This is a genomic window from Flavobacterium sp. (assembly GCF_031422135.1).
Classification (GTDB): domain Bacteria; phylum Bacteroidota; class Bacteroidia; order Flavobacteriales; family Flavobacteriaceae; genus Flavobacterium.
In genome coordinates this window covers 1-24,203 of the sequence record NZ_JANOQD010000054.1, presented here as the reverse complement: position 1 = coordinate 24,203, position 24,203 = coordinate 1, and the positions used below count along the sequence as shown (strand labels likewise).

At 32.1% G+C, this 24,203-nt stretch carries 25 protein-coding genes; 20 read left to right on the top strand and 5 right to left on the bottom strand.

The genetic code is table 11. From position 1 onward, the window contains the following. The first annotated feature begins 49 nt into the window (after window positions 1-49). The 7 genes from RMO70_RS07510 (at window position 50) to RMO70_RS07480 (ending at window position 8,090) form a co-directional block, all read left to right on the top strand. Window positions 50-595, top strand: coding sequence for an NADH-quinone oxidoreductase subunit I (locus RMO70_RS07510; protein ID WP_310555809.1), 546 nt, complete (start codon window positions 50-52; stop codon window positions 593-595). Continuing rightward, complete coding sequence (locus tag RMO70_RS07505; protein ID WP_310555808.1) at window positions 596-1,108, top strand: NADH-quinone oxidoreductase subunit J; 513 nt, start codon at window positions 596-598, stop codon at window positions 1,106-1,108. A gap of 1 nt (window position 1,109) precedes the next feature. Next, the gene (gene nuoK, locus RMO70_RS07500; RefSeq protein ID WP_310555807.1) at window positions 1,110-1,430 is read left to right on the top strand and encodes an NADH-quinone oxidoreductase subunit NuoK; all 321 of its coding nucleotides are present in this window, start codon (window positions 1,110-1,112) and stop codon (window positions 1,428-1,430) included. A 6-nt stretch (window positions 1,431-1,436) separates the two neighbouring features. Further along, entirely contained in the window at window positions 1,437-3,323 is a 1,887-nt protein-coding gene (gene nuoL / locus RMO70_RS07495) for an NADH-quinone oxidoreductase subunit L (RefSeq protein WP_310555806.1), read from the top strand. 12 nt (window positions 3,324-3,335) lie between these two features. Beyond that, window positions 3,336-4,775: an NADH-quinone oxidoreductase subunit M gene (locus tag RMO70_RS07490; protein WP_310555805.1), complete on the top strand. Its 1,440-nt coding sequence runs from the start codon at window positions 3,336-3,338 to the stop codon at window positions 4,773-4,775. A gap of 112 nt (window positions 4,776-4,887) precedes the next feature. After that, window positions 4,888-6,258, top strand: a complete 1,371-nt coding sequence (locus RMO70_RS07485) for an NADH-quinone oxidoreductase subunit N (RefSeq protein WP_310555804.1) — start codon at window positions 4,888-4,890, stop codon at window positions 6,256-6,258. Between the two features lie 92 nt (window positions 6,259-6,350). Continuing rightward, the gene (locus RMO70_RS07480; RefSeq protein WP_310555803.1) at window positions 6,351-8,090 is read left to right on the top strand and encodes a helix-turn-helix domain-containing protein; all 1,740 of its coding nucleotides are present in this window, start codon (window positions 6,351-6,353) and stop codon (window positions 8,088-8,090) included. Window positions 8,091-8,092: 2 nt separating this feature from the next. Here the strand turns inward: RMO70_RS07480 and RMO70_RS07475 are convergent, their stop codons facing one another. Next, complete coding sequence (locus tag RMO70_RS07475) at window positions 8,093-8,272, bottom strand: hypothetical protein (RefSeq protein WP_310555802.1); 180 nt, start codon at window positions 8,270-8,272, stop codon at window positions 8,093-8,095. 262 nt (window positions 8,273-8,534) lie between these two features. On the opposite strand from RMO70_RS07475, the gene RMO70_RS07470 reads away from it, so the two are divergent. The 8 genes from RMO70_RS07470 (at window position 8,535) to RMO70_RS07435 (ending at window position 15,156) form a co-directional block, all read left to right on the top strand. Beyond that, window positions 8,535-10,097, top strand: a complete 1,563-nt coding sequence (locus RMO70_RS07470; protein ID WP_310555801.1) for a vitamin K epoxide reductase family protein — start codon at window positions 8,535-8,537, stop codon at window positions 10,095-10,097. Window positions 10,098-10,192: 95 nt separating this feature from the next. Further along, window positions 10,193-10,381: a hypothetical protein gene (locus RMO70_RS07465; protein ID WP_310555800.1), complete on the top strand. Its 189-nt coding sequence runs from the start codon at window positions 10,193-10,195 to the stop codon at window positions 10,379-10,381. 98 nt (window positions 10,382-10,479) lie between these two features. Beyond that, entirely contained in the window at window positions 10,480-10,647 is a 168-nt protein-coding gene (locus tag RMO70_RS07460) for a hypothetical protein (protein ID WP_310555799.1), read from the top strand. Between the two features lie 100 nt (window positions 10,648-10,747). Continuing rightward, window positions 10,748-10,945, top strand: coding sequence for a hypothetical protein (locus RMO70_RS07455; RefSeq protein ID WP_310555798.1), 198 nt, complete (start codon window positions 10,748-10,750; stop codon window positions 10,943-10,945). A gap of 86 nt (window positions 10,946-11,031) precedes the next feature. After that, window positions 11,032-13,224: a peptidase domain-containing ABC transporter gene (locus RMO70_RS07450; RefSeq protein WP_310555797.1), complete on the top strand. Its 2,193-nt coding sequence runs from the start codon at window positions 11,032-11,034 to the stop codon at window positions 13,222-13,224. Between the two features lie 80 nt (window positions 13,225-13,304). Next, entirely contained in the window at window positions 13,305-13,472 is a 168-nt protein-coding gene (locus tag RMO70_RS07445; protein WP_310555796.1) for a hypothetical protein, read from the top strand. Further along, window positions 13,459-13,827, top strand: a complete 369-nt coding sequence (locus RMO70_RS07440; protein WP_310555795.1) for a type II toxin-antitoxin system VapC family toxin — start codon at window positions 13,459-13,461, stop codon at window positions 13,825-13,827. The genes RMO70_RS07445 and RMO70_RS07440 overlap by 14 nt, the downstream gene beginning before the upstream one ends. 3 nt (window positions 13,828-13,830) lie before the next feature. Next, the gene (locus RMO70_RS07435; RefSeq protein ID WP_310555794.1) at window positions 13,831-15,156 is read left to right on the top strand and encodes an HlyD family efflux transporter periplasmic adaptor subunit; all 1,326 of its coding nucleotides are present in this window, start codon (window positions 13,831-13,833) and stop codon (window positions 15,154-15,156) included. A 2-nt stretch (window positions 15,157-15,158) separates the two neighbouring features. On the opposite strand, the gene RMO70_RS07430 is transcribed toward RMO70_RS07435, so the two are convergent. The 3 genes from RMO70_RS07430 to rplU form a co-directional block, all read right to left on the bottom strand. Next, window positions 15,159-15,608: a 6-carboxytetrahydropterin synthase gene (locus RMO70_RS07430; RefSeq protein ID WP_310555793.1), complete on the bottom strand. Its 450-nt coding sequence runs from the start codon at window positions 15,606-15,608 to the stop codon at window positions 15,159-15,161. 352 nt (window positions 15,609-15,960) lie between these two features. After that, on the bottom strand, window positions 15,961-16,221 hold the full coding sequence (gene rpmA, locus RMO70_RS07425) for a 50S ribosomal protein L27 (protein WP_310555792.1): 261 nt from the start codon (window positions 16,219-16,221) through the stop codon (window positions 15,961-15,963). Window positions 16,222-16,250: 29 nt separating this feature from the next. Next, complete coding sequence (gene rplU, locus RMO70_RS07420; RefSeq protein WP_310555791.1) at window positions 16,251-16,928, bottom strand: 50S ribosomal protein L21; 678 nt, start codon at window positions 16,926-16,928, stop codon at window positions 16,251-16,253. Between the two features lie 219 nt (window positions 16,929-17,147). Here rplU and RMO70_RS07415 point away from each other — a divergent pair, with 219 nt between their 5' ends. Both RMO70_RS07415 and RMO70_RS07410 read left to right on the top strand, forming a co-directional pair. Next, a complete protein-coding gene (locus RMO70_RS07415; protein ID WP_310555790.1) occupies window positions 17,148-18,473 on the top strand; it encodes a pitrilysin family protein in 1,326 nt (441 codons plus the stop codon). A 4-nt stretch (window positions 18,474-18,477) separates the two neighbouring features. Next, a complete protein-coding gene (locus tag RMO70_RS07410) occupies window positions 18,478-20,520 on the top strand; it encodes an insulinase family protein (RefSeq protein ID WP_310555789.1) in 2,043 nt (680 codons plus the stop codon). A 59-nt stretch (window positions 20,521-20,579) separates the two neighbouring features. Here the strand turns inward: RMO70_RS07410 and RMO70_RS07405 are convergent, their stop codons facing one another. Next, window positions 20,580-21,020, bottom strand: a complete 441-nt coding sequence (locus RMO70_RS07405; RefSeq protein WP_310555788.1) for a retropepsin-like aspartic protease — start codon at window positions 21,018-21,020, stop codon at window positions 20,580-20,582. Window positions 21,021-21,102: 82 nt separating this feature from the next. Between RMO70_RS07405 and RMO70_RS07400 the strand changes: the two genes are divergently transcribed. The 3 genes from RMO70_RS07400 to RMO70_RS07390 all read left to right on the top strand — a co-directional run bounded on the left by RMO70_RS07400 (window position 21,103) and on the right by RMO70_RS07390 (window position 24,083). Continuing rightward, on the top strand, window positions 21,103-21,870 hold the full coding sequence (locus tag RMO70_RS07400) for a TatD family hydrolase (protein WP_310555787.1): 768 nt from the start codon (window positions 21,103-21,105) through the stop codon (window positions 21,868-21,870). A gap of 61 nt (window positions 21,871-21,931) precedes the next feature. Next, a complete protein-coding gene (locus RMO70_RS07395) occupies window positions 21,932-23,065 on the top strand; it encodes a 1-acyl-sn-glycerol-3-phosphate acyltransferase (RefSeq protein ID WP_310555786.1) in 1,134 nt (377 codons plus the stop codon). After that, a complete protein-coding gene (locus RMO70_RS07390) occupies window positions 23,055-24,083 on the top strand; it encodes an asparaginase (RefSeq protein ID WP_310555824.1) in 1,029 nt (342 codons plus the stop codon). The genes RMO70_RS07395 and RMO70_RS07390 overlap by 11 nt, the downstream gene beginning before the upstream one ends. Window positions 24,084-24,203: the final 120 nt, after the last annotated feature.

Below are 24,203 nucleotides of genomic sequence, written 5' to 3'. Positions count from 1 at the left end.
TGAATTTGGGAGAAATCCTAAATCGTAAATCCCAAATCTAAAAATTAAAATGTCAATAGAAACAATATCATTATCGGGTAGAAAAAAATTGGTTTCCAATAAGGAAATGACTTTTTGGGAAAGCCTTTATTTAGTGGCCATCGTCAAAGGTTTACTGATTACAATCAAACACTTTTTTAGAAAAAAAGTGACTATTCATTATCCAGAGCAAGTGCGAGAAATGAGTCCTGTGTATCGTGGGCAACATATGTTGAAACGAGACGAGCAAGGTCGTGAAAACTGTACAGCTTGTGGACTTTGTGCTTTGTCTTGCCCTGCGGAAGCCATCACAATGAAAGCGGAAGAGCGAAAACCCAACGAAGAGCATTTGTACAGAGAGGAAAAATATGCATCTATATATGAAATCAATATGTTGCGTTGTATTTTCTGTGGTTTGTGTGAAGAAGCTTGTCCTAAAGACGCTATTTACTTGACTACTTCTAAGGTTTTGGTGCCTTCAAGCTACGAAAGAGAAGATTTTATTTTCGGAAAAGACAAGCTGGTTATGCCTTTGGATATCGCAATGAAAAATGCACAACTTAAAAACGCTAACTAAATGAGTACTTTATTAATTATATTCTACTTTTTGTCGGCCATAACTTTGGCGACTGCTTTTTTAACAATTATTAGCAAAAACCCGATTCACAGTGCCATTTATTTGGTGATTTGTTTTTTTACCATTGCTGGACATTACTTATTATTCAACTCCCAATTTTTGGCTATCGTGCATATTATTGTCTATTCTGGAGCCATTATGGTTTTGTTTTTGTTTACCATTATGTTGATGAATTTGAACGAAGAAGGCGAACCTCACAAAAAAATGGCAACCAAATTGGCAGCGGCAGTTTCTTTCGGATTGGTTTGCTTTGTAATGTTGGCAGTCTTTATAAAAACAATGCCAATTATTGATGACTATAAAAGTTCGGGACAAGATTATCAATCGATAAAAGTTTTGGGAAAAGTATTGCTTAACGAATATATGGTTCCGTTTGAGTTTGCATCGGTTTTGTTGCTCGTTGCAATGATTGGAACGGTATTATTGTCTAAAAAAGAAAAAACAATTCAATAAAATGAATACTATATTACAAGAAATAGGAATCGAAAATTACATTTTTTTAAGTATAATTTTGTTCTGTATCGGAGTTTTTGGGGTTTTGTATCGACGAAACGCCATTATTATGTTTATGTCTATCGAAATTATGTTGAATGCTGTAAACTTATTGTTTGTAGTATTTTCGACCTATCATCAAGATGCACAAGGACAGGTTTTTGTGTTTTTCTCGATGGCGGTAGCTGCTGCCGAAGTGGCTGTGGGATTGGCAATTTTGGTATCGATATTTAGAAACTTGAGTTCTATAGATATTGATAATTTAAAAAACTTAAAAGGATAATTACTAATGGAAAAAAATGTAGCTTTAGTATTATTGTTAACTCCTTTTTTAGGATTTTTATTCAATGTTTTCTTCGGAAAAAAAGCAGGAAAAACAATTTCGGGAAGTATAGGAACGTTGTCGGTTGTGGTATCTTTTGTGGCAACAATTTACTTCTTTATTCAAATTCAAGGTAATCCAAAACCAATCCAAATTGATTTATTTCAATGGATTTCATTAGAAAATTTCAATGTGAATTTTTCGTTTTTGTTGGATCAATTGTCCATTATTTGGTTGCTTTTTGTTACTGGAATAGGATCGTTGATTCATTTGTATTCTATTTCGTATATGCACGATGACGAGAATATGCACAAATTTTTCGCCTATTTGAACTTGTTCGTTTTCTTTATGATTACTCTCGTTATGGGAAGTAATCTTTTGGTAATGTTTATTGGTTGGGAAGGCGTAGGATTGTGTTCTTATTTATTGATTGGTTTTTGGTATAAAAACCAAGAGTATAATGATGCTGCCAAAAAAGCATTTATAATGAATAGAATCGGCGATTTAGGATTGTTGATTGGAATATTTATTTTGGGATACTATTTCGATACGTTAGACTATAATTTGATGAAAGAGAAAATGGTGTTTGGCTCTAATATTCCAAAAGAATATTTTACATTATTACCAATCGCAGCATTATGCTTATTCATTGGAGCTTGCGGAAAATCGGCACAGATTCCATTATATACTTGGTTACCAGATGCGATGGCTGGACCAACACCAGTTTCAGCATTAATTCACGCAGCCACAATGGTTACCGCAGGAATTTTTATGGTGACAAGAATGCACTTTTTGTTTGATATAGCGCCAGATGTACAATTGACAATGGCAATTGTGGGAACAGTTACCGCAATTGTTGCCGCATCGATAGGATTGGTTCAAAACGATATTAAAAAAGTACTGGCTTACTCCACCGTTTCACAATTAGGACTGATGTTTTTAGCCTTAGGATTGGGTGCTTATGAAGTGGCTGTTTTTCACGTTATCACACACGCTTTCTTTAAAGCTTGTTTGTTTTTGGGTTCAGGATCAGTGATTCACGCATTGCACGGCGAACAAGATATGCGTAAAATGGGCGGATTAAAAAAGTATATGCCAATTACCTTTTGGACAATGATGATTTCCACTCTAGCTATTTCTGGAATATTTCCTTTTGCAGGATTTTGGTCTAAAGATGAAATTTTAATGACAGCTTTCCACGGAAATAAAACCCTTTGGATTGTAGGAAGTATCGCATCTATAATGACCGCTTTTTATATGTTTCGATTGATGTATTTGACTTTCTTTAAAACCTTTAGAGGAACTGATGAGCAAAAACATCATTTACACGAAAGTCCAAGTTTGATTACCATTCCATTAATTATTTTGGCAATTTTAGCAGCCTTTGGAGGATTGATAAGTTTGCCAGGAAACAGTTGGTTGAATCATTATTTGGCTCCTTTGTTTACTAAAGTGCACGAAGCACATCATTTAGACGGAACGGCTTATATGTTGATGGGAATTGCAACTGTTGGTGCTTTGGTAGGTATTGGAATTGCCTATTTTAAATACATCAAAAATTCAGAAGTTCCTTCGGAAGATTCTGAAATTAAAGGAATTGCTAAAGTTTTATATAACAAATATTATGTTGATGAAGCATACGATACAGCCATTGTAAATCCATTATATAAAATATCACATTTCTTTAGAAAGTATGTCGAAACTGCCCTTTCAGGATTTGTTTTTGGTTTAGGAAAAGTGATAAATGCAATAGGAAATCAAGGGAAACTGGTTCAAAACGGAAACATTGGATTGTATCTTTTTGCTTTTGTTTTAGGAGTTTCATCGATTTTAATTTATTTATTTTTAGTTTAATAATTATACCTAATGAACGTATCTTTTATACTCATTCTCTTATTATTCGGTGCTTTGGCAACTTTTTTTGCTGGAGATAAATTGGCAAAAACGGTCGCTTTAATTTTTAGTTTGGCTTCTTTTGCTGGTTCGATTTTTATTTTGAACCAACACAATCAAGGTGTCAATTCCGATTTTATAGCCAATTGGATTTCAAATCCAAATATATATATCGCCTTAAAAGTAGATGGATTGTCACTAGTAATGTTGCTTTTAACAACCGCATTAACTTCTTTAATATTATTTTCATCTTTCGGAAACCAATACAAAAACAGCAAAAATTTCTACGCTTTAGTTCTGTTTATGTCGTTTGCAATGGTAGGAACATTCTTGAGTGTTGATGCATTTTTGTATTATATTTTCTGGGAATTGGCATTAATTCCAATTTATTTTATAGCTTTAATTTGGGGTAATGGCGATGCAGAAGAACGCAAAAAAGCGGTGATTAAATTTTTCATTTATACTTTGGCTGGATCGTTGTTTATGTTGGTTGCTTTTATTTATTTGTTTCAAAAATCAGGAAGCTTAATGATTGGTGATTTATACGCCATTCAATTAACCGAACAAGAACAATTTTGGATATTTTTGGCTTTGTTTTTAGCTTATGCCATCAAAATTCCGATTATTCCTTTTCATACTTGGCAAGCTAATGTGTATCAAAAAGCACCAACTGTAGGTACAATGTTGCTTTCAGGAATAATGTTAAAAATGGGATTGTACAGCGTTTTGCGTTGGCAATTACCAATCGCGCCAATGGCTGCAAAAATGTTTATGAATGTTCTAATCGGATTAAGTATTGCTGGAGTAGTTTATGGATCAATTGTAGCCTTGAAACAAAGAAATATCAAGAAACTGTTGGCCTATTCCTCACTAGCACACGTTGGATTAATCGCGGCTGGTGCTTATTCTCTTTCCATCGATGGATTGCGTGGTGCTGTTATGCAAATGATTGCTCACGGATTTGTAGTCGTTGGACTTTTTTTCGCTGCTGAAGTAATCGAAAGACGTTTCAATACGCAAGAAATTTCAGAAATGGGAGGCATTAGAATTCAAGACAACAAATTCGCTTCGATGCTTATGATTGTAATGTTGGCATCGGTAGCATTGCCGTCAACATTCAATTTTGTGGGCGAATTTACTTTGCTTTACAGTTTGTATAATGTGAATATTTGGTTTGCTATCATTGCCGGAACCACCATAATTTTAGGAGCCGTTTATATGCTTAAAATGTTTCAGCATGTAATGTTGGGCGAAGCAAATTCAAAAGTTTTTAAATCTATTACCATAAATGAAACCATAGTTTTTGTTGTAATCATCGCTGTTTTGTTGTTTTTTGGATTGTATCCAAAACCAATTACAGATTTGATTACGCCAGCATTAATGGAAATTGTCGCAAAAATTAATAAGGTTTAGTAGTAGTTAAATAAACAAACTATAAAGCAAAAAACAATATATAGATTTAGTATTTGAGATTCAGGAATTTTAAAATCCTAAATCTCAAATCCTAAATCCCAAATTAAAAAAAATGAATACACTTATAACCATATCGGGATTAGGAATTTTAATATTACTAGCTGAAATATTTAACGCTAGAAAAGCAATTGTGCCAATAACTATTATTGGACTTTTGGCAATTTTAGGATTTAATATCTCTGCTTACAATCACTTTGGAACATTTTACAATAATATGATGGTTGTCGATAAGTTTTCGGTAGCATTTTCTAGTTTGTTTATTGTAATTACTGTTTTTTTGGTGGCATTAAGTCACGATTTCTATAAAAACCAAGCTACTAAAATTTCCGACTATGTTTCCATAAAAGTATTTCTTTTAGCTGGAGCGGTTGCTATGGTTTCTTTTGGAAATTTATCGATGTTCTTTTTAGGAATTGAAGTATTATCCATTGCATTATATATTTTAGCGGCAAGCAATCGTTTGAATTTAAAAAGCAACGAAGCAGGAATGAAATATTTCCTAATGGGGTCTTTTGCTTCGGGTATCATTCTTTTTGGTATTTGTTTGATTTACGGCGCCACAGGAAGTTTCGATTTAAATACGATTTATCAAGTTACACATAATCAAAGTTATCCGCAATGGTATTTTATAGGTGTTGTATTTTTAGTTATTGGAATGTTATTTAAAATTGCAACCGTTCCATTCCATTTTTGGGCGCCAGATGTGTATGAAGGTGCTCCAGCTCTTACAACTGCCACAATGAGTAGCTTGGCAAAAGTTGTTGCTATGGCTACATTGTATAAATTAGTAATGACTTTGATACCAACACAAACCTATTCTTTTCAGCTTATAATTGTTTGCGTGGCTATTGCGTCAATGGTTTTAGGAAATGTTATGGCATTACGCCAAAACAATGTGAAACGTATGTTTGCTTTTTCAGGGGTTTCTCACGCTGGTTTTATGGTAATGACACTTTTGTTGACAAACAATGCTGCAAGTACTTTATTATACTATGCCTCGGCGTATGCTGTTGCTGGAATAGCTTTCTTTGCAGTGGTTTTATATGTAACAAAAGATAGAGAAAACGAAACCATCGATAGTTTTAACGGTTTTGGAAAAACACACCCTTTGTTAGCAGGAATACTTACAGCATCATTATTATCAATGGCTGGAATACCTATTCTTTCAGGTTTCTTTGCTAAATTCTTCTTATTAAACCAACTAGTTCAAACGGGTTGGATGGTTTTGGTAATTGTAGCGATTATTAGTTCAATAATAAGTGTTGGGTATTACTTCAAGATTATTTTGGCGATGTATACCAAAGAAAGTGAGGTTGCTTTGCCAAAAGTTCCAGTGATGTATCAAATTGTAGCTGTTTTGGCTTTGCTAATTAATATTGTTTTGGGATTGTTTCCTAATGTAGTTCTGGATTTGATTGCATAAATATAAAATATTTTTAGCTTCCATAAATGATTGTCTATAATCGAAAGCATAGGTTAGTAAATTTATAATTACTTTTGTAAAAAAATATTTAGATGCCTACTAAACTATATGTTCTGTTTTTTTTTATAGCTAATATTGCCTTTTCTCAAAGCAACTATTCCCTAACAGACCAAGAATATCAAAAACTACATGATAAATCAAGACTGTTAATAAATTCTAATGTAGATAGTTCTTTTATTTACGCAAATAGAATCGAAAAGTCAAATAATCATTTGCATAAATCATTTGCTTATGGTATCAAGTCCTATTTGTATCAATTAAAAGGCGATAGTATAAAATCCAAGCAATTTTACAAACAAGCTCTTGTTTATTTAGATAAAATGCCACAATCAAATAACAAAACAAAACTTAATGCTTATTTACTTAATTATGGTGGGCTAGCTGAAAGGAAAAGGGGAAATTTAAGTAATGCTTTACTGCAATATGAAAAAGGTAAAAAACTTTCTTTAAAGCTAAATGATATTATTCAAGTTATTAAATTCAGCTATAACATCTCAAATATTTATGGTGATACTGGAAATTATAAATTAGCAATAGAAAAGGCTAAAGAAGCGGATGAATTTTTAAACAAATATCAATCAAAATTAGATTTTGATCAATTTTACAACAATAAAAGTAATCTCAATATTAATTTAGGAAATTTTTATGAGAACTTTTATTATGTTGATTTGTCTAAAAAATCTAGATTAGATTCCGCTATCTTTTATTACAAAAAAAGCATTGTTTATTCTAAAGATTTTATCAGAAATAAAATAATAGCCCAAATTAATCTTGCTAACATTTACTTAAATGAACGGGACTATGTTAATTCTGAAAAGTTATTTCAAGAAATAATACTGTTTACAAAAGAAAATAATTTCGAATTTGAATATTATAGTACAAACTATAATTATGGGTGTTTATTATATACACAAAAAAAATATAATAAAGCATTAATTTGTTTTAGTAAGGTGGATTCAATATACAAAACAAAGAACGCATATCCTAAAGAGTTTTATTTGTCAAACTATTACCAAGCCAAAATTTATAATGAGTCGAATAATCCTGAAAAAGCATTATACCATTCGGAATCATATATTGAGAATTACGAAAAGATCGAATCTAAATTATTAGATCAGTCAAAATCAGTAAATTTAAGTTTGATTAATGTCAAGTATAATGAGGAAATGAAAATAATTCAAAATAAATATCATAAAAGTGAATTGTATGGTAAAATTCTAAAAATCGGGTTAAGTTTAATTTTCATTATTGTATTAGTATTGTTGATTAAAAACAACATTGCTAAGAAAAAAGCCCAACTGCGAATAAAAGAATTAATTGAAGAATTTAGAAATAATAAAGAAAAAATTACTGTTATTCCAGATGGCAATATTGAGCCTAAAACGGATGTAATCAGTAAAAATAAAAATAACACATTAAATATTGACGAACTAAAAGAGAAAGAAATTATTTCCAAACTTAACGATTTAGAACATAAAGAAGCTTATTTAATGGAGAATTTCACACAACAGTATGTCGCAAAAAAAATTAAAACAAACACCACTTATTTGTCATATGTAGTCAATAAAAATTTCGGAAAAAGTTTTAGTGAATATGCTAATGAGCTAAAAATAAATTATGTTATTAATCAAATGATTGTAAATTCTAACTATAGAAAATATTCAACTCAAGCTATTGCTGAAAGTGTCGGGTTTAAAAATGCAACGTCATTTACCAAATCATTTAAAAAAAGAACTGGAGTCACTCCAGTTCTTTTTGCTCAAAACATATAGTTTTATAAACCATAAACAGGTATAATTATAATCTCTTCATCACCAACTAATCCACCATCAGTTGTGGATTGTGTCGTTACAACTTCATTTCTTTTAGGTGGGTCACCTGCAAAAATAGTATTACTTTCTTTTCTAGACAATTGATTAATTTCAAAATCAATTAAATTTTTTTTTGTTTTCATAATGTGTTTAGTTTTTTACTACTCAAATTTAAAATAATAATTTAAAAATAATTTGTTTTAAAATAAATAAATAAAAACGTGTATTAAATTAATTATAATCGCTGTTTATCAACAGTTTTATTGAAAAAAAATGGCTAAACAATTTATAAATTATATTACCTATAATTTACAAATTACCAAATTAAGTACTTTTTTTAACGTCAGTAACCTTTAATCTTTGAAAAAAAATTCACTTATGTTGAATAATTTTAAAAGATAAAGTATGATAAATTTAGTAACAAAGTATTTAAGTATAAATCAATATTCACATTTAAAAAACTCTTTTGAAGATTTATTCTTATCACACCCTAATTATCCCAGTGTATTTGCCATAACAGATTCGTTAACGATGTTGTCTATAGAAAACATTGCGATAAAAGTACCTAAAGAACAATTCATAGAATTGCCTGTAAATTTTTTAGCAATTTATAATGATACTGTAGTTTTAGTTTACAAAACAAATACTAACGTAATCATTGAAAACGAAAAAGGGAAACAACAAAAAATAAGCTATAATGAATTCCTTTTAGGCTGGAACCAAGTTGTTATCGCAATAGAGCCCAATTCAAGTACTACAATTCAAAGCGAGGTGAAAATTACCAACGGGTTATTATATGCTTTGCCAGTATTTGCACTTATTGTAACATCTTTTTTTTACAATAATTATACTATTAAGAGCATAACATTTTTAATCACATCCTTAATAGGCTTATTGATTAGTGTTTTTATTATACAAGAAAAGCTTGGGATAAAAAACGAAATAGCATCAAAAATTTGTAATATAAACCCGAGTACTTCTTGCGATTCCGTGATAAAATCTACTAAAAGCAATATTAACAAATGGATTGGTTTTTCCGATTTGCCGTTGTTGTTTTTTACCGTAAGCTTTTTAGCAATATTACTGCAGCCGGAATCCACCATTTTCATTGTAGGTTTGTTAAGTTTACTGTCAATTCCTGTTATACTTTATTCTGTTTGGCTGCAAAAATTTCAACTCAAAAAATGGTGTGTGTTGTGTTTGGTAATTTCGTTTATAATCGTAATGCAAAGTTTGGTTTTTGGTTTCACAGCCACATCATTTTTTAATATAGCGGCAATAAATGGATTTGGCTTTCTATTTTCTGCTATACTCCTCACAACACTGTGGTTGTTTATAAAACCTGTTTTAGAAACAAAAATAAACGCCGAAAAAGGAGAAACTGAATTAAAAAAATTCAAACGCAATTTTGAAGTTTTTAATTTCTTATCAAAAGATATTCCTGCAATAAATGGATTTTCCAAACTCGAAGGATTGCATTTTGGTAACAGAACAGCTAGTGTACAACTCACCATAATTATCAGTCCAAGTTGCGGGCATTGCCACAAAGCGTTTGAAGATGGTTTTAATTTGGTCAAAAAATTTCCTGAGCGTGTATTTTTGAATATTCTTTTTAATATCAATCCTGAAAATAATGAAAATCCATATAAATCAGTTGTAGAAACACTATTGACAATAAGTAACATCAATCCAGAAAATGCAGAAAGTGCCATTACAGATTGGCACATTAAGAATATGGATTTAGAATTATGGCTCAAAAAATGGAAAATGAATACGCTAGAAATGAAAGTGAACCATCAAATCCACCAGCAATACAATTGGTGTGTAGCAAACGAATTTAATTATACGCCAGTTAAAATAGTAAATAATAAATTATTGCCTAACGAATACGAGATTAATGAACTAAAATATTTCTTTAATAATTTTTCAGAAGAAAAAGAAGAAAATCAAATTTTAGCGCAAGCATAAAATTCATAAAAAAACATTCTTGGCCGAGAACCAGACACAGGATCCAAGTGTCTCTAAACGATTGGATTTTAAATCAACAAATAAATTAGACTATTATGTTAAAAAACATTTTAAAATTAGAGGGTGCTCAACAATTAAGCAAAAATGAGCAAAAAACAATTAATGGTGGAATTACAAGAGAATGTTCCAATGCCTTATCATATTGTACAAATGTTGCAAGAAAAACGCTAGCTCAATGTAATGCTCTTGGAGGAGATCTTTTTTGTGGCTACTGTTGTTTTTAATATTTTAAAAGAGCATAAAAACTTTTTCATTTTGCAGACACAAAATCCAAGTGTCTCTAAACGATTGGATTTTAAATCAACAAATAAATTAAGCTATTATGTTAAAAAACATTTTAAAATTAGACGGTGCTCAACAATTAACTAAAAATGAGCAAAAAACAATTCAAGGAGGAAAAATTCTTTGTAAAGTTGATGGAGTATGTACTTCTTATGGGATACAATGTGCCGAAAGAGAGTGTAGAGTACTACTTGAACTTGAATTTTAATAATATTGCTTCTAACAGTCTAAAGTTATTTTAGACTGTTTTTTTGGTATTAAAAAAGGGGTTAAAAAAAATTAAATTATAAACAATAAATGATACTACTATGTTAAAAAACATTTTAAAATTAAACGGTGCTCAACAATTAAGCAAAAATGAGCAAAAATCAATTAACGGTGGATTAAGAGCTTGTGGTCCAGGTGGAACATGTGGTGCGGGTTTTTGTTGTTCAGGAAGTGTTTGTTATAGATACGGTACTCCAGGGCATTTATGCAATCCTCCAGGTCTTGAATTAGGGGAATAATAATTGTAAGTTTGACTTAAATTTAAACAGTCTAAAAAAAATATTTTTTAGACTGTTTTACCTATTTTTACATCCAAAAAAACAAATTGAAAAAATTTCCCAACTATATACAAGCCGATAATAAAGACTGCGGTCCTACTTGCCTCAAAATTATTGCCAAACATTATGGTAAAACGCTTAATATACAGGACCTTAGAGATTTTAGCGAAACCACTCGTGAGGGCAGTAATTTACTTTTCTTGAGTGATGCCGCTGAGAAAATAGGTTTCAGAACACTAGGTGTAAAACTAAATCTAGAACGACTAGACGAAGCGCCATTGCCTTGCATTTTGCACTGGAACAAAGAACATTATGTGGTTCTTCATAATATAAAAAAGGACAAATATTGCATTTCAGACCCAGGTTATGGTCTGATAGAATACAACCAAAAAGATTTTATAAAATTCTGGATAGGCAACAATGCAGATAATTTGACACAAGAAGGGATTGCATTACTACTAGAGCCAACGCCAGTTTTTTACCAATCAGAATTTGACAAAGAAGACAAAAAAGGACTTGGTTTTGGTTTGTTAGCACAATATGTATTGCGTTACAAATCGTTTCTTATCCAATTAAGTATCGGTTTGCTTGCCAGTAGTTTGTTGCAATTGATTTTTCCGTTTCTTACTCAAAGCATCGTCGATGTTGGGATTCAGAATCAAAACATCAATTTTATTTACCTCATTCTTTTCGCGCAACTGTTTTTGTTTGCAGGAAGAACAGGTTTAGAACTCATTAGAAGCTGGATTATGCTTCACCTTTCTACACGAATCAACATTTCATTAATCTCTGATTTTTTTATCAAATTAATGAATCTACCCATATCTTTTTTCGATGTCAGAATGACGGGCGATATTATGCAACGCATTAACGATCACCATCGCATCGAAAAAATTTTAACTACATCCTCACTCAACGTATTGTTTTCAGTTATCAATATGTTTATAATGGGAGGCGTTTTAGCGTATTATAATGTGCAAATATTTCTAGTGTTTTTTGCAGGAAGTTTGCTTTATTTTGGTTGGATAACCTTGTTTTTAAAACGACGAGAAGCATTGGATTACAAACGTTTTTCAGAAGTTTCCCAAGAGCAAAGTAAGGTTATTGAGCTTATCAATGGTATGCAAGAAATAAAACTCCACAATGCCGAAAAACAAAAGCGTTGGGGTTGGGAATATGTCCAAGCACGATTGTTTAGAGTTTCTATAAAAGGATTGGTTTTAGAACAAACACAAACCATAGGTTCTTCGGTAATTAACGAATTAAAAAATATTTTTATTATTTTTCTTTCCGCAAAATTAGTTATCGATGGCTCCATTACGTTAGGAATGATGATGGCAATAAGTTCCATAGTAGGCAGTTTGAATGGTCCTATTACGCAATTAATTTCTTTTGTTCGGGAAGTGCAAGATGCCAAAATTTCGTTAGCGCGGTTGTCTGAAATTCACGAAAAAGAAGATGAAATTCAACAAGAAGAGTCACAAACCCACGATTTCCCTAAAGATGTGGCTATCGAAATAAAAGAATTGTCGTATCGGTATTTAGGATCTGACATTTCGGTACTAGAGGGTTTGAATTTGATTATTCCAGCCAATAAAATCACGGCTATTGTAGGCACTAGCGGAAGCGGAAAAACCACGTTAATGAAGTTGTTGTTGAAATTTTATGAACCCAATAGTGGTCAAATAAACATTGGTAACACGCAACTATCTAACATTGCACAAAAAACGTGGCGAGCGAATATCGGTGCGGTGATGCAAGAAGTATTTATTTTTAATGATACAATTGCTAATAATATTGCCATAGGTGTCGATATAATTAACAAAGAGCGACTGGTTTATGCTGCAGACGTAGCCAATATAAAAGAATATGTTTCCGGATTGCCATTAGGATACAACACAAAAATAGGTTCAGAAGGAGTAGGAATGAGTACAGGACAAAAACAACGATTGTTAATTGCAAGAGCAGTCTACAAAAATCCTGAAATGTTGTTTTTTGACGAAGCCACATCAGCGCTTGATGCCAATAATGAAAAGGAGATTATGCAAAAACTGGATATTTTCTTTAAAGACAAAACCGTTGTAGTCATTGCGCATCGATTAAGTACGGTTATGAATGCAGATCAAATTGTAGTGCTCGATAAAGGAAAAATTATTGAAATTGGAAACCACCAAGAATTGGTAAATCTAAAAGGGAGTTATTACGAATTAGTTAGAAACCAGTTGCAATTAGGAAGTTAATAGTTTGATTGAAGATTTAAAACGATCAAATTCCTTCAAAATTTCATTATATTTGATTAATATAATTAAACGGAAATAAGATGACACTAGTTATAAACAAAAAACTAACGGCTAAAGAAATTAAATCTTCGCTTGAAAAAATAATTAAAAAAAACAAGCAAGTTGGATTAAGAAAACATTTTGGCTTGTCTAAAGAAAAAATTGATGCACTAGAATTTCAAAAACAAGCAAGGAATGAATGGGATTGATTTTTTAGCCGACACTAATTTTATAATTCATCTAAATCAGGGAAACCCTTTGGTTGAGTCTTTTTTAGAGTATGAATTTGGGGTCTCATTTATATCTGAAATAGAACTTTTAGGTGCATTTGGTATTTCTAAAACTAAAAAAGCACAGTTAAGCGACATTCTTAAAGATTGTCTAATATTAGATTTGAATGCTCAAATAAAAGAAACTTGTATTAAAGTTAGACAACAATATAAATTGAAAATTCCAGATGCAATTATAGCATCAACTGCGATTGTATACAGAATTCCTCTGATTACTTCCGACCGAGATTTTGAAAAAATAAAAGAAATTGATTTGATTTTTATCGAAAAATAAATAATGTCTGAAAACGAAATTCAAACCCAAAACACCCAACTTCCTACTTCAGACTTCCATCTTCGTAGCGAAGAAGTACAAGATATATTAACTAAAGTACCACATTGGATGATTCGTTGGGGGACTATTTTGATGTTTGGAATCATTAGTATGCTATTTTTTACTTCGTGGTTTTTAAAATACCCTGATGTAGTTAAAGCAGAAATTACAATTACAACCAATATACCACCAGAGAAATTAGTAGCTAAAACATCGGGTGGAATAGAAGCTATTTTGGTTCAAGACAAATCCATAGTAAGTCAAAATACGCCATTGGCTATTATTGAAAATACGGCAAATTATAAAGATGTTTTCAAGCTAAAAGCAGTAATCGATAAAATCAATATTAATGATTCCAAACAAAAAATTCCTTTTGAGCAATTGCAAAATCTACAATTAGGCGATATTGAAAGTAGCTTTGCCCTTTTTCAAAAAGATTATATAGCTGACGGACTTAATACTGATTTAAAACCATTTCAGGTTGAAAACAATGCGCAAATTTCCGAAAGCAAACAAATAACAGAACGATTAAACCTTTTGCATCAGCAAAAAAACATTACTGAAAGTGAATTACAACTTCAAAAAAATGATTTGAATCGATATGAAAATTTGCATAAAAAAGGAGTGGTTTCTACACAAGATTTAGAAAACAAAAAGTTAACTTATTTGGGAGCGGATAAAAATTACAAAAATTTATTGTCTTCAATATCACAATTAAAATCTGCATTGATAGACAATACTAAAGCTACGAAGAGCACACAAATAAATAGCGCCAAAGAGACTGTAAATCTTGAACGAAGCGTAATACAATCTTTCTATCAGCTCAAAAAAGTAATAAAAGATTGGGAGCTGACCTATGTGCTTGAATCATCAGTAGCTGGAGAAGTTACATTTTTGCAAATCTGGACAGAAAATCAAACCATAACCTCTGGAGACAATGTTTTTTCAATTATTCCAACCACTCGAAAAGGGTTTATAGGAAAACTGAAAGCACCAGCCTTAAATTCTGGGAAGATAAAAATGGGGCAACAAGTAAATATTCGTTTGGCTAATTTTCCTGATAAGGAGTTTGGAGTGCTTAAAGGAGTGGTGAAAAACATTTCACTTGTGCCAGACAAAGAGGGTAATTTGTTAATAGACGTAGTTTTGCCAAAAGGGTTATTCTCGTCGTATAAAAAACAAATTCCTTTTCAACAAGAAATGAAAGGCAGTGCCGAAATAATCACAGAAGATTTACGATTGTTGGAAAGAATATTGTATCAGTTTCGTGAGGTTCTTAAAGTCGAATAGCTTTAATTATCCCCAGCAAACCATTCCGCAAACGAAGTTTCTGTTTCTTGCAATCTTAATGAATGGAGTTGAATGGTTTCAGGTAATCTGCGTTTTATTTTTTCAGAAAAATCAATAACCATATTTTCGCTTGTGGGTTGGTAATCTACTAGAATGACTTCGTGACCACGAGATTTTAGTTCGTTTGCCAGTTCAATGTGAGGAGTTGTGCCATTAAAAACAGTAGCGTGGTCAAAAATATCAACAATATCTTCTTTAACTATTTTTTTTAGGTCAGAAAAATCTATTACCATACCAAATTTCACATCGTTTCTATCCGAAATAGGAGTTCCAATAACTGTTACCGAAAGTTTGTAACTGTGCCCATGTACATTTTTACATTTTCCATCATAACCGTATAAAGCATGACCCGTTTCGAAACTAAATTGCTTGGTAATTCTAATTTTGCTCATAAAATAATACTTATTTGTAAAGGTATCGAAATAAATTATTTAACCGCTAATTAGCTAATTTTTATTAATCATAAAATAACGTAAGTACGATGTAAATAACATAATTTAACCACAGATTCACTGATTATAATATGTTATGCTTATAAATAAATTTCACAAGATTTTAATTTTAAATATTCATAAATCTAAGGAGTTTTAACTTTTTATCAAAAATTAAATAAAATCTGTGAATCTGTGGTTAAATTATTTATATCGAACCTAAGTTGAAATAAAATTAGCGAATTGGCGGTTAATTTTAAATACAAAAAACGTCCAATTTCTTGGACGTTTTGTAAACTATAAGTTAGATAGACTAAGCTTCAAAAGCAATTACAGAAACATAAGATTTGTTTTCACCTTTTTTCTGAAATTTCACTACGCCAGGAACTCTTGCATGCAAAGTATGATCTTTTGACATGTAAACGTTTTCTCCTGCGTTGTGTTTAGAACCTCTTTGTCTAACAATGATATTTCCAGCTATTGCAGCTTGACCACCATAAATCTTAACGCCTAAACGTTTTGATTCTGATTCTCTACCATTTTTTGAACTACCGACACCTTTCTTGTGAGCCATGACGTTTTGGTTTTATAAGTTAATACTAATTAAACAGCTTTACCACCGTTTAATTCATCTTGTAATTTTTTTAATTCGTCCATTTTACCATCAGCAGCAAGTTGTGCTTGTTGCGCCCAAGTAGTTGGATCTAAATGTTGTACTTTAGCTTCAGCAGCATCTAAAATCGTATTGATTTTTTCTGCTTTTGTTTTAGCTAATTTAGCGAAAGTGTCAATTCCGGCAGCAACTAATACTTCAGCAGCTTTAGGGCCAATACCTTCAATAATTTTCAAATCGTCCCCTTTAGCAACTTTTGCTTTTGGAGCTTTAGCTTCTGCTACTGGAGCATCTACTAATTTTTCTGCTTTTGGAGCTGCAACTTTTTCTGCTTTTGGAGCCGCTTTTTTAGCGCCTGAAGCGGAAATGCCTTCAATTACAATTTGAGTAAGATACTGTCTGTGACCGTTTCTTTTCTTGTAACCTTTTCTTCTTTTCTTTTTGAAAACGATTACTTTGTCTCCTTTTAAGTGTTGTAACACTTTAGCTTCTACTGAAGCACCTTCTATAGCTGGGGCGCCTAAAGTGATTGTGCCATTGTCATCTAATAAAAGAACTTTGTCAAAAGAAATTTTTGAACCTTCTTCATCAGATAAACGGTTAACATAAACCTTTAAGTCTTTGCTTACTTTAAATTGTTGCCCTGCTATCTCTACGATTGCGTACATAACAATGATGTTTAATTGATTTTTTTAAGGTTGCAAATATACAATTATTTATTAAACCAACAAGTTAGCTTGTAAAAAAGTTTTGTTTTTATGTGTTTTCAATCTTTTTTTGCCAAAAAACACTTAAAAAAGCAACATCTAAATTCTAAATTAAAGTATATTTGATGTAACAATTACAAATACCTAAACACTAACTCAAAAACAAAATTATTAATTAATATGAAAAAATCTTTAATGGCAATAAGTTCATTGTTTTTATTGGGAGGCACAGTTACTGCCCAGAAAGTTGAATTTCAAGAATATAAATTGGATAATGGTTTACATGTTATTTTGCATCAAGATAAATCAGCACCAGTAGTTATTACTTCTGTCATGTATCACGTAGGTGCAAAAGATGAGAAGCCAGATCGAACTGGTTTTGCTCACTTCTTTGAACACCTTTTATTTGAGGGAACTAAAAATATAGCTCGTGGAGAATGGTTCAAAATTGTTACTGCCAATGGCGGTGTCAACAATGCCAATACAAACGATGACAGAACGTATTATTACGAGGTTTTTCCTTCTAACAATCTAGAACTTGGACTTTGGATGGAATCGGAAAGACTAATGCATCCTGTAATCAATGAAATTGGCGTGAAAACCCAAAATGAAGTGGTTAAAGAAGAAAAACGCCTACGTGTAGACAATCAGCCTTATGGTAGTTTGATTGCCGAAGTAAAAAAGAATATGTTTACTAAACATCCGTATCGTTGGGCAACAATAGGTTCTATGGAACACTTGGATGCAGCTACATTGAAAGAGTTTCAAGATTTTAATGCTAAATATTACATTCCAAACAATGCGGTTTTGGTTGTAGCGGGTGATTTTGAATTTGCGAATGCTACAAAATGGGTACAACAGTATTTTGGGTCTATCAAAAAAGGAGTAGATATTGTTAGAGAAACATATGTTGAAGAACCTATCACACAAACAATAACAGCAAATTATCAAGACCCAAACATTCAAATTCCAATGATGGTCGCTGCATACAGAACACCATCGATGAAAACCCGTGATGCAAGAGTATTAGATTTTATCTCAACGTACCTAAGTGATGGTAAAAGTTCTAAATTGTACAAGAAAATTGTAGACGATAAAAAAATAGCCTTGCAAGTTGGAGCTGTTGGACTTTCGCAAGCAGATTATGGAATGTATGTTTTGTATGGGTTGCCTTTGGGTAAAAATACATCGGAAGTATTGTTGCAGGAAATTGATGAAGAAATTGTAAAAGTTCAAACCGATTTGATTTCTGAAAAAGATTTTCAAAAAATCCAAAACAAATTCGAAAACCAGTTTGTAGACAACAATGCTACGATTGAAGGAATTGCCTCTAATCTAGCTACATATTATATGTTGTATGGCGACGTGAATTTGATAAACACGGAAGCAGATATGTATCGTTCCATTACTCGTGAGGAAATGAGAGATATTGCTAAGAAATATTTGAACCCGAATCAACGATTGATTTTAGATTATTCACCATCAAAAGACAAAGCTCAAAACTAAAAAAATGAAAAAAATATTAATATTGACAAGCTTGTTTTTAACCATAACAATTATGCAAGCACAAACAGAAAGAAAACAGCCAAAACCAGGACCAGCACCAACTGTAAATATTGGGAAACCACAACGATTTACCTTATCAAATGGTTTGAAAGTAATGGTGGTTGAGAACAGTAAATTGCCTCGAGTTTCCTTTAATCTTAAAATTGACAATGCTCCTTTTGCCGAAGGAAATAAAAAAGGAATTGACAATTTGACTGGAACTATGATGGGTAAAGGAACCAAAACCATTTCAAAAGATGTTTTTAACGAAGAAATTGATTTTCTGGGAGCAAACATCAATTTTTCTGCCGATGGAGCCTATGCTTCAGGTTTGTCAAAATATGCCGGTAGAATTATGGAATTAATGGCGCAAGGTTCACTAGATCCTAATTTTACTCAAGAAGAATTAGACAAAGAAAAAGCCAAAATGATAGAAGGTTTAAAATCTAATGAAAAAAGCGTAGCAGCTGTAGCGGGTCGTGTAGAGGATTATTTGACTTTTGGAAAAAATCATCCAAGAGGAGAATATATGACAGAACAAACCATAAACAATGTTACCTTAAACGATTTAGTGCAACACTACAATACCTATTTTGTTCCTGAAAATGCTTATTTAGTGATTATTGGCGATGTTAAATTTGCGGATGTTAAAGCCAAAGTTGAAACAGCTTTCGAATCTTGGACAAAAGCGACTGCTCCTCAGTTAAGCTACTCTGAACCAAGAAATGTACAGTACACACAAATCAATTTTGTGGATATGCCTAATGCGGTGCAATCTGAAATTTCTGTTGTGAATACAGTAAATTTAAAAATGACCGACAAAGATTATTTTGCTGCAATTGTGGCAAACCAAGTTGTAGGGGGCGATTTTAATAGTTATTTGAATATGAATTTGAGAGAAAAACACGGTTGGACTTATGGAGCAGGTTCTAGCATTTCTGGAAACAAATATGTAACCAAATTCAAATCGTCTTCACAAGTTCGAAATGCCGTGACTGACAGTGCTGTTGTTGAATTTATGAATGAATTGAAACGCATTCGCAAAGAAAAAGTAACTGACGAAAATTTAAAAAATGTTAAAGCAGGTTTCATAGGCAAATTTGTAATGCAAATTCAAAAACCTGAAACCGTGGCTCGTTATGCTTTGAATACTGAAACTCAAAAATTACCAGCAGATTTCTACGAAAATTATATCAAAAGTATCAATGCGGTTACGGCTGATGATGTTTTGAGAGTCGCAAACAAATATTTTCTAGTGGACAACACAAGAATTATAATAACAGGAAAAGGAAGCGAAGTAATTTCAGGATTGGAAAAGCTCAAAATACCAATCTTCTATTTTGATAAATTTGGGTTGCCTGCTAAAAAAACAGAAGAGAAGAAAGCAGCAGTCGGTACAACTGTAAAATCGGTAATTGATAAATACATTGCGGCAATAGGAGGAGAACAAGCTGTGAAAGCAGTTAAGACCACTGCAACAAAAGCCACTGCAACAGTACAAGGTATGCCTATGGAAATGACGATTAAGAACTCTAGCGACGGAAAATCACTTGTCGAAATGACTATGATGGGGAATTCTATGATGAAACAAGTTGTAGGAGAAAAATCAGGATATGCCATTCAACAAGGACAGCGAAAAGAGTATGATGCAGCAAAATTAGCAGAAGAAAAAATAGAGGCATTGCCTTTTCCAGAATTAGCATTAGCGACCAAAACAGATGTAACACTTTTGCCAATTCAGACTGTTGACGGGAAAGAAACGTATGGAATTAAAGATGGTAAAAAAACCTATTTCTTTGATCTTGCTTCAGGTCTAAAAACAAGTACTACAGCGGAAATGGAAGCAAATGGACAAAAAATGAGCCAAACCGTTACTTTTTCGGATTATAAAGAAGTAAAAGGAATTATGTTTCCATACAAAATGGTTTTGAATGTAGGAATGGAAATCGAATTGATCACTTCTGATGTAAAAATTAACGAAGGAGTTACAGAAGAAGATTTTAAATAATCTTTTTTTTAAAATAAATTAGAAAGCGTCTCAAGAACTGGAGACGCTTTTTTTATGATTCATATTTTCTTCAAATAAAAACAACCGTTATAATAATCAATAATTGCCTTGCCTTCAAGCAAAACATCGGCTCCAATAATTCCATGAACTGGTTTAGCTTTGTGCTGAATTAGGGCTTCATTTACGTGCGACATATTGAAAACAACCAAATCAAATTTTTGAAATTTAAATTTTCCAATTTTAAGGATATTTTTTTTAGAAATTAAAGTGTCCATATTGGTTCCTCCAGCTCCTGAAGCTTTGGTTTTTGAATGGGAAGTTTCTAGTTTAAAATAATCAATACTTTCAAACCCTACACAACTAGTAGAAGCACCTGTGTCTAGAATGAAATTTCCAACAACATTGTTGATTTTCGCTTCTATCAATAAATGTTGTGTTTTAGAAAGTTTAAATTTTATTTTCGTATAACCATTGTCTAAAAGTTGGTGCAAATTTTTCATTTTTCAAAAATAGATGAAAAACAAAACAATCCCAAAGAACCTTTGTAACTTTGTAACTTTAAAACTTTGTACCCAATCGAAAATGATTTTTACTGACACACACACCCATTTATATTCTTCAGAATTTGATAACGATAGAAACGAAAGAATTCAAGATGCCATTTCAAAAGGTGTTTCTCGTTTTTTTATTCCTTCGATAGATGCCAGTTATACTCAAAAAATGTATGATTTGGAAATCAAATATCCTGAAAATATTTTCCTAATGATGGGTTTGCATCCGTGTTATGTCAAAGAAAATTTTGAGGAAGAATTGGCTCACGTAGAAGTCCAGTTGTCCAAAAGAAAATTTGCAGCCATTGGCGAAATTGGTATCGATTTGTACTGGGACAAGACTACTTTAGGAATTCAAAAAATAGTTTTTCAACGTCAAATTCAGTTGGCAAAAAAATATAAATTGCCTATCAATATACATTGTCGTGAGGCATTTGATGAAATTTTTGAAGTATTAGAATTAGAAAAAAGCCCAGAATTATTTGGAATTTTTCATTGCTTTTCAGGAAATTATGAGCAAGCTTTACAAGCCATATCCTATAATATGAAACTCGGAATAGGTGGTGTGGTCACTTTCAAAAATGGTAAAGTCGACCAGTTTCTAAATCAAATTGACCTTCAACATATTGTTTTAGAAACCGATTCACCTTATCTGGCTCCAGCACCTTTTCGAGGCAAGCGAAACGAAAGTAGTTATATTACTTTGGTAGCTCAAAAACTTGCAGAAATTTATGGTCTTTCAATAGAAGAAATTGCAAGGGTAACAACTCAAAATTCCAAAGTAGTTTTTGGAATGTAACTTTGTCTTAATCTGTATCTCAAAAAAAAAGCGTTCTTTTGCATAAGAAATTAAATTTAAAATGACCAAATTCGATTCCATTCGTCCTTATTATGATGCCGAAGTAAACGAAGCACTACAAGCTACAATCAAACATCCAATGCTTAGGGCAATGATGAATTTTGCATTTCCTGGTACTGAGGACGAAGTGTGGAAAAATCAACTCCGAAGGACACATTCTATTCGTGATTTTCAATGTAATTTTATATATGAAACAATCAAAAAAGTGCTCGAAAAAAGCTCTGAAGGATTGTCTACTTCTGGATTCGAAAAATTAGAAAAAAATTCAGCCTATCTTTTTATATCCAATCACAGGGATATTATTCTAGATACATCGTTGTTAAATACAGCGCTTTTTGAACACGGTTTGGTAATGACTGCTTCTGCAATTGGAGATAATTTGGTTAAAAAAGATTTTCTAAAAACCATTTCAAGACTCAACAGAAATTTTATAGTGCAACGTGGATTATCGCCTCGAGAGTTATTGCAAAGTTCTAAATTAATGTCAGAATATATCGAAAGATTGTTGTTGCACGAAAATCGTTCTGTTTGGATTGCCCAACGAGAGGGTAGAACAAAAGACGGAAACGACGCTACAAATTCTGGGATTTTGAAAATGCTAACGATGGCATCGGGTGAAAAAGATGCTATGGATTATTGTAAAGAACTAAAAATAGTTCCTGTCTCTATTTCTTACGAATATGACCCTACAGATGCGCTAAAAATGCCACAACTTTTGGCTGAAGCCAATCAAGAAGTGTATGTAAAAAGCGAAAACGAAGATTTCCAAAACATACTTAGCGGAATAATGGGTCAGAAAAAGCACATTCACATTCATATTGGCGATGTATTAGATACAGAATTAGACATCATTAAAAACGAATTTCCAAACACAAACAAGCAAATTCAAGCGTTAACTCAAGTGGTTGATGATTCGATTTTGCAATCCTATAAATTGTGGCCTACTAATTTTATTGCTTACGATGTTTTAAACAATACAAATCAGTTTTCTAAACACTATTCTGAGAATGAAAAGTCCCTTTTTGAACGACGTTTAGAACTAAAAATTGACTCCAAAAACGAGCAAATGCGCGATAGTTTTTTAGCGATGTATGCCAATCCAGTAGTTAACAAATTAAAATATGATGCTATCTAAAGCCAATATTCTTCTCATTTATACTGGTGGAACCATAGGTATGGTTAAGGATTTTGAAACAGGAGTTCTCAAAGCGTTTAACTTTAGTAAATTACTAAAAAACATTCCAGAACTCAAGTTGTTGGATTGTGAGATTGCAACCGTTTCTTTCGAAAACCCTATCGATTCTTCGAATATGAATATTCAGGAATGGATAAAAATAGCTAAAATTATTGAGGAAAATTACACAGATTATGATGGATTTGTAGTGCTTCACGGATCTGATACAATGTCTTATTCTGCATCGGCATTGAGTTTTATGTTAGAAAATCTGGACAAACCAGTTGTATTTACAGGCTCTCAATTGCCTATTGGTGATTTACGAACAGATGCCAAAGAAAATTTGATTACTGCCATACAAGTGGCATCGTTACAAGAAAATGGAAAGCCTGTTGTTACTGAAGTTTGCTTGTATTTTGAATACAAATTGTATCGTGGTAATCGAACTACAAAAATTAGTGCAGAACATTTTAATGCATTTGCTTCGCCAAATTTCCCTTGTCTGGTGGAATCTGGAGTCAATTTAAAAGTAAACAAATCTGATTTATTGAAGCAGTCAATTGTCAAAAAACTTAAAATTAATGGCACTTTTGATGACAATGTGATGATTTTAAAGATTTTTCCAAGTATTAGCAAAAAGGTAGTAGAAACTATTTTGTCTATTCCAGATTTAAAAGGAATTGTTCTGGAAACCTATGGCGCAGGAAACGCTTCTAACGAAAAATGGTTTATTGATTTGTTGGAAAAAGCGATACAATCAGGATTGCATATTGTCAATGTTACCCAATGTTCAGGCGGAAGCGTTGTTATGGGGCATTATGAAACCAGTTCACAACTCAAACAAATTGGTGTTATCTCTGGAAAAAATATCACAACAGAAGCTGCCATAACAAAACTGATGTATTTGTTAGGTGAAAAAGTAGCTCCCAATGTTTTTAAAACCATTTTTGAAACTTCGTTGCGTGGCGAAATGAATTAATTCTAAAATAATTACCTCAGACAAATATTTTTTTCTTTTCTTTGCAAACTCAAAATAGAGAGGTGGCCGAGTGGCTGAAGGCGCACGCTTGGAAAGCGTGTATATGGCAACATATCGAGG